Raw genomic sequence first — 7,134 nt, 5'->3', positions numbered from 1 at the left:
TGGGGAAAAAGCTTCAAGAGCAGGATGCGTATATTAGAGCGCAGCAAGATGTGCAAAGGCAAGCGATTGAATATCAAGAATTTAATGGACATTTGAACCAGTTTTTAGAAAATTCTGTTGCATCTGTTAAAGATAAATACAGTGATTTTGATGCAGCAGCGAATTTTCTTTATGAGACGCGTGCGAAGCAGTTGAATGCATGGTCAAGCGTTTATCCAGATTATGCCAATAAGAGCACGATAGATGCGATTATAGGGGATGAGTTGCGTACGATTGTAGCGACGTGTGCACAAAGAAATCTCAATCCGGCAGAAGAGCTTTATAAGATAGCCCAAAACTGCGGTTATCAGAACCAAGTCGTACAAGCTCATCATCAAGTTGCAGCGCTTGAGAGTCGTCAGAATTCTGCGAGGACGTTAACAGCCTCTGGTGGAGGGGGAAGTGTTGGTCCGATGACCAAAGAGGCTCTTGCCAATATGTCAGAGAAAGAATTTGATGTTTGGATATCCAATCCGAAGAATGAAGCGCGTTTTTACGAAATCATGGGTGCAAATCCAGATTAGGCAACAGATATTAACAGCATAATCCGCTTTTGATGCGGGTTTTCCACCGGCTTAAAGCCGGTTTTTTTTACAGCAAAGAAAGGTGAAATCAAAAATGGCAACAACACATATCATGACCCATGATCCGCAAGCGGTGAAACTGTGGTCACAAAAATTAAGCAATGAAGTTTTAAAAGCAACGAAAATAGCCCCGTTGATAGGGAAAAGCTCAAACAGCATTATCCAGCTTTACAACGAAACCCATAAGAGTGCAGGGGATAGCGTTACATTTAGCCTGCTTGTGAATTTATTTGGGGATGGTGTCACACAGGGAGAAACCTTAGAGGGGAATGAAGAAGCGCTTCAATTTATGAATGATAGATTGGTCATTAACGAGCTCTTACATGCAGCACGTGTCGCCAATGATGACTCGATTGATCAACAGATGATTCTACCGAATTTACGCAAGAAAGCCAAAGAAGGCTTGGTTCGCTGGTATGCCAATCGTTTAAGCATCATGTTCTTTCTTCAAGTATGCGGTTATACAGCAAGCACTCTCAGTGTTGATGGTCGAGAAGTCTATATTAAGCCGGTTCATTATGGTTTTAATCCGATTATGGCGCCAAGCAGTGAACGGATTATCCGTCCTGATGGCAAAACCAAGGATGAAGATCTCAACGATAAAGCCAAACATAGCTTTAGTTTAAAATTGATTGATGAAGCGGTAAAACAAGCCAAACTAGCTAATCCGCAAATCACTCCGGTCCATGTCAACGGTGATGATGTATATGTTTTGTATTTGCACCCAACCCAAGTGATGCAATTGCGCACCAATACAGCCGCTGGTGAATGGTTAGATATCCAAAAATCTGTTTATGCAACGTCTCGTGCGAAGAACCCCATCTTTGATGGTTCGCTTGGCATGTATAATGGTGTTGTTTTACGTGAGGCAATTCATGTCACCCACGGTGTTAAATCCACCGATAATACAGCGGTAAAAAGTGTACGTCGTGCGGTGTTCTTAGGAGCCCAAAGTGCAGTGATAGGTTTTGGGAAAAATCACAGTGCAACGCATTATACTCTTAAGGAAGAGTATTTTGATTATGAACGTGAATTTGGTGTTGCCGCCAAAACGCTAATAGGCATGAAGAAAACCCGTTTCCAAATGCCAGGTAGTGCTCAGACAGCCCAAGATTTTGGAACGATTGTTATCCCCACCTACAGCGGTGAAGCAGCCGCATAATCATAAAGAAGGAGAAAAGAGATGGCAGATTATTTACCAGCCCCATTGCAGGGCAGAAATCTTCACACCCAACAGGTGAGTTTCTTACGATTGAATATCTCACATAAAGATAAGCATCTTACAGAGAAAATAGGGATCTTACCCCGTGGAGCTGTGATTACTTCGATTAAAGCCTTTGTGAAGACAGCATTTCCAGAGGCGAAATTGAAGATAGGGAGCACCTATGGGGGGAGTGAACACGGTGAGAAAGAGATCAAAACCCAAAGCACACAGGACTTTACGCCAACAGATCAAAAGGCTTTTATTGCGGATGATAAGGAGACTACCCTTTATGCCACCCGCGATAAAACAACGGCAGCTGGTGAATGTGTTGTGGTTGTGCAATTTGTGACCAATCACTGAAATGAAGGGGAGAGCTATCTTCACTCCCCTTCAGTTTAAGAGGTAGAAGATTGTACAATCAATTGCAAATTAAGGGCAGATAACACAGCAACTAAAGTCGAAAGCTTAGGGTCACCAGTTTTACTTAAGGAGCGATATAAGCCACTGCGTTCACGGTTTGTTTCTTTTGCTAAAGCACTCATATTTTGAGCACGAGCAACAATTCCGATGGCATCAGCTATATGAGCAGCATCACCTGTTTTGAAAGCTTCATTGAGAAACATTTGCTGTTCTTCAGTGGTTTCAAGATATTCTTCAGGTTTAAATGGGGTTATTTTCATCACTGTACTCCTCTTTCAACTTTAATGCTTGTTCAATATCCTTTTTCTGTGTTGATTTATCTCCACCACATAACAAAAGGATAAAATCAGAGCCTTTTTGAACAAAATAAACTCTGTAACCAGCACCATAATGGATGCGTAACTCACCTATGCTATTAAAAAATTTAACATCACCTAAAAGACCTTGTTTTAAACGTACAACACGTTGAAGAATAATAGCTTTAGCGTGTTTATCTTTAAGTTTCTTAAGCCAACTATCAAATTCTGTCGTTTTATGAATGGTTACCATATGAGTACTATAGTGCACATGATGTGTAATGTCAAGTTAGTTTCAATTTTTATATTTCACGGAAAGGAGTTGTGATGGCACGTCATTATATTAGGGTAAGGACGGGAGGACCGATACAAGATCACCAAGATGTTTTTCGTCACAGAGGAACGCTTGCACATCTTGTGTCGGTTATTCAAAGCGAAATCGATGATATCACGGATGAGTATATTGGTCAAATCCAAGAAAGTATTTTTGCTGCCATTCGTTTTTGTGAGAGGGAAAGTTTTTACTTTAACGAAAGCCGTGATGTGGTGTTTACAACGCAGGCAGGGAAGGGTGTCTATGATGCAACTGATACCCGCCATATCGAAACAGCTGTAAAAATCAAAAGTGTGTTTCTGTTTTCCGATCAACATCACAAGATTGAATTGCAGCACAGAAGTCCTTTTTCTTTAGAGCCTTCATTGTCTTCAGACCAGCAGGGAACGCCGGTTTATTACAGTTACTTTGATAGAAAATTGCATCTTTATCCCACACCGGATAGAGCTTATCAGGTTCAACTCATTCTCTCACCAGTGCGTTTGGAAGAGCTTGAGAATGCCAATCAGGAACACCCATGGTTTGTGCATGGGTTTGATCTGATTAAAGCCCGTGCAAAATATGAATTGTACAAGAATATCCTCAAAGAGCCCGATTGTGCAGCAGCAGCTTATAATGACTTTAACGAGCAGTTGCATGCCTTGCGTGCAGAGACGTCTCAACGGCATAATGTAAGCAGAATAATACCAACGGATTTCTAAGATGGTTTTCTTTCCGATAGCTGATTATCGACCAGATGTTGCGGTTGTTAACAGCAGCTTTACGGATACCCTTGTGAATGTTTTACCAGCGGATGGTTGTTATATACCGATGCCTAGTGCAAGGGTTATTTCTGCGCCTTTAGAAGAGAAGCCTTTGGGTTGTATAGCTTTTAGAAGTGGCAATGGTGTTAAGATCATCGTGGGAGGGAAGCAAAAGCTTTATAGTTATGACAGTCAAACGCGTGGTTGGAAAGACATAAGCCAAAGTGGTGTGACCTATCAAGCCAATGAGGATAATAAATGGTCGTTTGCTCTTTTTAAAGATATGATCATTGCAGTGAATAAAAATGACAAACCGCAAGTTTTAAAGGCGGGTGGATCACAACGTTTTGAGGATTTAGGAGGCAATCCGCCCAGAGCAGGTTTGGTCAAAGTTTGGGGACCTTTTGTTTGTTTGATGCAATTGACTGATAACCCCAATCGTATCCATTGGTCAGGTTTGAATAATGCAAATTTCTGGGAAATAGGTCAAAAAAAATGTGATCATATAGATTTTCCGGATGGAGAATATGTGCAAGGTGCAACAGAATCTACCAATCCACTCGTTTTCCTTCGTTCTGCTATTTATGCTGGTTTATTTATTCCGGGGGCTGAACTTGCATATAGTGTCCAAAAGATACAAGACAAGCGAGGAGCACGAAGTGCAGGCTCTATCGCTTGCCATGGCAGTGATGCTTTTTTTGCCAGTGATGGCGGCTTTTATCAAATGAGTGGTGATGGTCAGATTTTACCGATAGGTTTTGAAAAGGTTGATCGAACAGTATTTTCGACCTTTGATAAGCTTGCTCTTGATGGCATGCAAGGTGTGATAGACCCTATCCATAATCGTGTTTACTGGTCTTTGAAGGGTGGCAATAACAAGCAAACGACCTTTGTTTATGATTGGGGCTTGCAGAAATGGTCAACGATACAGGGTGAGCCTTTCACATTGTTTGCGGTTTTTACCACAGGCTATACCTTAGAACAGTTGGATGAGATTTCGACCAGTCTTGAGGGGTTACAGGTTTCGCTTGATAGTGCAATTTGGCAAAGTGGCGCGCCAATGCTTGGTGGGTTTGATGGTCATAACCGTCTTGTTGTGTTTACAGGAGCCCCTATGGAGGCAACCCTTGTTTCGCAAGAGATGGGAGCACCCGATGGCAGTTTTAGTTTTATCACCAAAATGTTTGCAGAAGTGGATACTCTGGAAGGTCTTTTAAGCATAGGAGAAAGACGCTTTCGCAACGACAAGACGCCGATCGCATGGCATAAGGAGAGGGTATGTTCCTTTGTCACGGGCGCCTATCATGGACGCTCACGCAATCGTTATCACCGCTTTAAATTGCGTATTCCAGAAGGGGAGTCTTGGAAGCATATTACGGGATTTGAGGTTGATTTACGCCCTTTAGGCAGAGGATAATGGCAAAAGTCTATTTGACCAGTTCTTGGGATAGGGAGCGCATAGCCCCTTATTTGGAAGAGATCATTGCCTCCTTTAGTGAGTATGTGGAGCGTTTCAAACATGAAATTACGTTGCAAGAACTCATTGAAGCCATTTGTAGTGGCAAGAAACAGTTATGGCTTATTTTGGATGATGAAGATCAGTTTTTAGCGGCAGTTACAACACAGCTTCAATATACGGCACTAGGCAAGAAACGCGCTTTGATTTGTGAATGTAGTGGCAAGGGCGTTCTTGATTTGGTTGAGAATCTGCAATTTGCAGAGGATTGGGCGCGTGAGAATGGTGCCTTTGAAATAGAGATTTTAGGTCGCTTAGGTTGGAAGCGTGCATTGGAGAAGCAAGGTTACGGCATAGATATGCTTTATTATAGGAAGGAATTAGGAAATGGGGAGCAAGAGTCCAGCAACAACAGAACAGAGGCAGGTGCAGACAAGCGCTCCGCCTTCTTGGATGCAGAATGTTTTTAAGCGTGGTGGTGCGGATGCCTATCAAATGTATAATACAGGGATGGGTGGTAATGTGTATGGGGGTCCACGTGTAGCTCCTTTAAGCACGCCAACCTATCAAGCCATTGGGGGGCTTGGAAGTGTTCCACATCAGTACCAAAGTTATATGAATTACTTGATGAATACGCCTATGCAGGCAGAAAGAAATATAGGTGAATTGGCTTCTAGTTATAAAGGGGGATATGATCAAGATTTTGAAGATGTCCTTCAAAAGTCTAAGGAAGATGTAGCAGATACGATTAACAGCTATTTTGCAGGTTCTGGTGGTTATGGATCTGGTGCACATACGAAAGTGTTGACGCGTGAACTTGATGCATTGTCTAAAAGTGCTAGGATTAATCATTATCGTCAGAATAAGCAGGATATGCTACAAGCGAATGCCTTACTAGGTGACTTGAATAAATATCGATTAGGCATGGTAGGCAACCTATTCCCCGCTTACAACAGTGCCTATTCCAATATGTTGCAGGGTTTATCAGTTCTTAATGACTATAATCAACGGCTTGTTGACGCCAACCGCGAACGTTGGCTGGAGCAAGACAATAGCGGTTGGAATAGATTGAACATGTTGATGAACGCCGGTCATGGCTTTGCAGGTAATTATGGCACGACGACGAATAATAACACCGCTTCAGTGATGGCAGGCAACAACCCTTGGCAGAATGTAGGGACTATAGGTTCTTTAGCGCTTCAAACAGCGCCAATGGCTTTTGGTTACATGGTGGGTGGTCCAATAGGAGCGGCGTTGGCAGCAGGAGCGTCGCCAGCACTCCTCGACCTTTTAAAGCAGAAACAATAACTGAAGAATAATTAAACAAGAGTTTTGTAGGAGGGCGTTATGGCATTTCCATTATTAGGCTTATTAGCTGGAGCAGGAACTGGGGCGGCATTGCGATATGGACCTCATATTTTGAGATATCTTTATCCTCGTGTGGCGCCCAAAGCGGTTACAGGAGCGCAAAGATTGGGACAATTACTCAAAAATAACTACAAAGCCGCTGCGGTAGGTGGTGCGACAGGTTTCATTGGAGATATGATGTTGCCAGAGGAAGCACGTGCACCAACTGGACCAAAGTTACCGAATATACCGCAACCACAAGAACCATTACCCCCTAATATGGTTTCTGGAACGGAAATGCCTCTTGGTGTAGGTAATCATTCCCCCATGCCAAATGCACAGGCATTTGAAGCACAAGATCTTAAACCTCATATTAATGAACCAATGCAAGCTGGACCAGTGGATACAGCATCTCAAACGCCCTCTCGAGCACCGACAGATTTAGAGAAGTTTTTACAGTCTAATACTTATAAGTTTTTCCAATCGGATGCTTATAAGAAGCTTCAAGATCTTTTTGCAGGTATGGCAGCAGCCCCCTCTGGTGGTTCTGGATGGGATGCGCTTGCAAGTGGAGTTAAACAGCTTCATGCAGGGGATAAACAAAGAGGACAAGTTAATCAAACGGTCGAATATCTGAAGTCTAAAGGCTACAGTGAAGAAGAAGCGCGGGTTATGGCAAGTAATCCTCAAATGCTTAGTGCACTGTTGACA

At 42.7% G+C, this 7,134-nt stretch carries 7 protein-coding genes and 3 pseudogenes; 8 read left to right on the top strand and 2 right to left on the bottom strand.

Annotation, left to right across the window (positions count from 1 at the left end):
- The 3 genes and pseudogenes from PVV69_RS08915 to PVV69_RS08905 form a co-directional block, all read left to right on the top strand.
- Positions 1-563, top strand: a pseudogene (locus PVV69_RS08915) (hypothetical protein); the annotation flags it as partial.
- A gap of 94 nt (positions 564-657) precedes the next feature.
- Positions 658-1,785 carry a N4-gp56 family major capsid protein gene (locus PVV69_RS08910; protein WP_273757221.1) on the top strand — a complete coding sequence of 376 codons (1,128 nt, stop codon included), beginning with the start codon at positions 658-660 and terminating at the stop codon, positions 1,783-1,785.
- Between the two features lie 21 nt (positions 1,786-1,806).
- Positions 1,807-2,187 (top strand): hypothetical protein, encoded by a 381-nt coding sequence (locus PVV69_RS08905; protein ID WP_273757220.1) that lies wholly within the window; start codon positions 1,807-1,809, stop codon positions 2,185-2,187.
- A 35-nt stretch (positions 2,188-2,222) separates the two neighbouring features.
- On the opposite strand, the gene PVV69_RS08900 is transcribed toward PVV69_RS08905, so the two are convergent.
- The gene (locus PVV69_RS08900) at positions 2,223-2,507 is read right to left on the bottom strand and encodes an addiction module antidote protein (protein ID WP_273721722.1); all 285 of its coding nucleotides are present in this window, start codon (positions 2,505-2,507) and stop codon (positions 2,223-2,225) included.
- Complete coding sequence (locus PVV69_RS08895) at positions 2,488-2,796, bottom strand: type II toxin-antitoxin system RelE/ParE family toxin (protein WP_273721720.1); 309 nt, start codon at positions 2,794-2,796, stop codon at positions 2,488-2,490. The genes PVV69_RS08900 and PVV69_RS08895 overlap by 20 nt, the downstream gene beginning before the upstream one ends.
- Positions 2,797-2,870: 74 nt before the next feature.
- On the opposite strand from PVV69_RS08895, the gene PVV69_RS08890 reads away from it, so the two are divergent.
- From PVV69_RS08890 to PVV69_RS08870, 5 genes and pseudogenes are all read left to right on the top strand, one after another.
- The gene (locus PVV69_RS08890; RefSeq protein ID WP_273757219.1) at positions 2,871-3,578 is read left to right on the top strand and encodes a hypothetical protein; all 708 of its coding nucleotides are present in this window, start codon (positions 2,871-2,873) and stop codon (positions 3,576-3,578) included.
- Between the two features lies 1 nt (position 3,579).
- The gene (locus tag PVV69_RS08885; protein ID WP_273721748.1) at positions 3,580-5,037 is read left to right on the top strand and encodes a hypothetical protein; all 1,458 of its coding nucleotides are present in this window, start codon (positions 3,580-3,582) and stop codon (positions 5,035-5,037) included.
- Positions 5,037-5,459: pseudogene (locus PVV69_RS08880) on the top strand (hypothetical protein); the annotation flags it as partial. The gene PVV69_RS08885 and the pseudogene PVV69_RS08880, both read left to right, overlap by 1 nt.
- 4 nt (positions 5,460-5,463) lie before the next feature.
- Entirely contained in the window at positions 5,464-6,384 is a 921-nt protein-coding gene (locus PVV69_RS08875) for a hypothetical protein (protein WP_273757218.1), read from the top strand.
- A 39-nt stretch (positions 6,385-6,423) separates the two neighbouring features.
- A pseudogene (locus PVV69_RS08870) lies at positions 6,424-7,134 on the top strand (hypothetical protein); the annotation flags it as partial.

The sequence above is a fragment of the Bartonella sp. MM73XJBT genome (assembly GCF_028618465.1).
In the GTDB taxonomy this organism is placed as follows: domain Bacteria; phylum Pseudomonadota; class Alphaproteobacteria; order Rhizobiales; family Rhizobiaceae; genus Bartonella.
The sequence above is the reverse complement of the archived record's forward strand: the minus strand, read 5'-3'. Positions and strand labels throughout refer to the sequence as shown.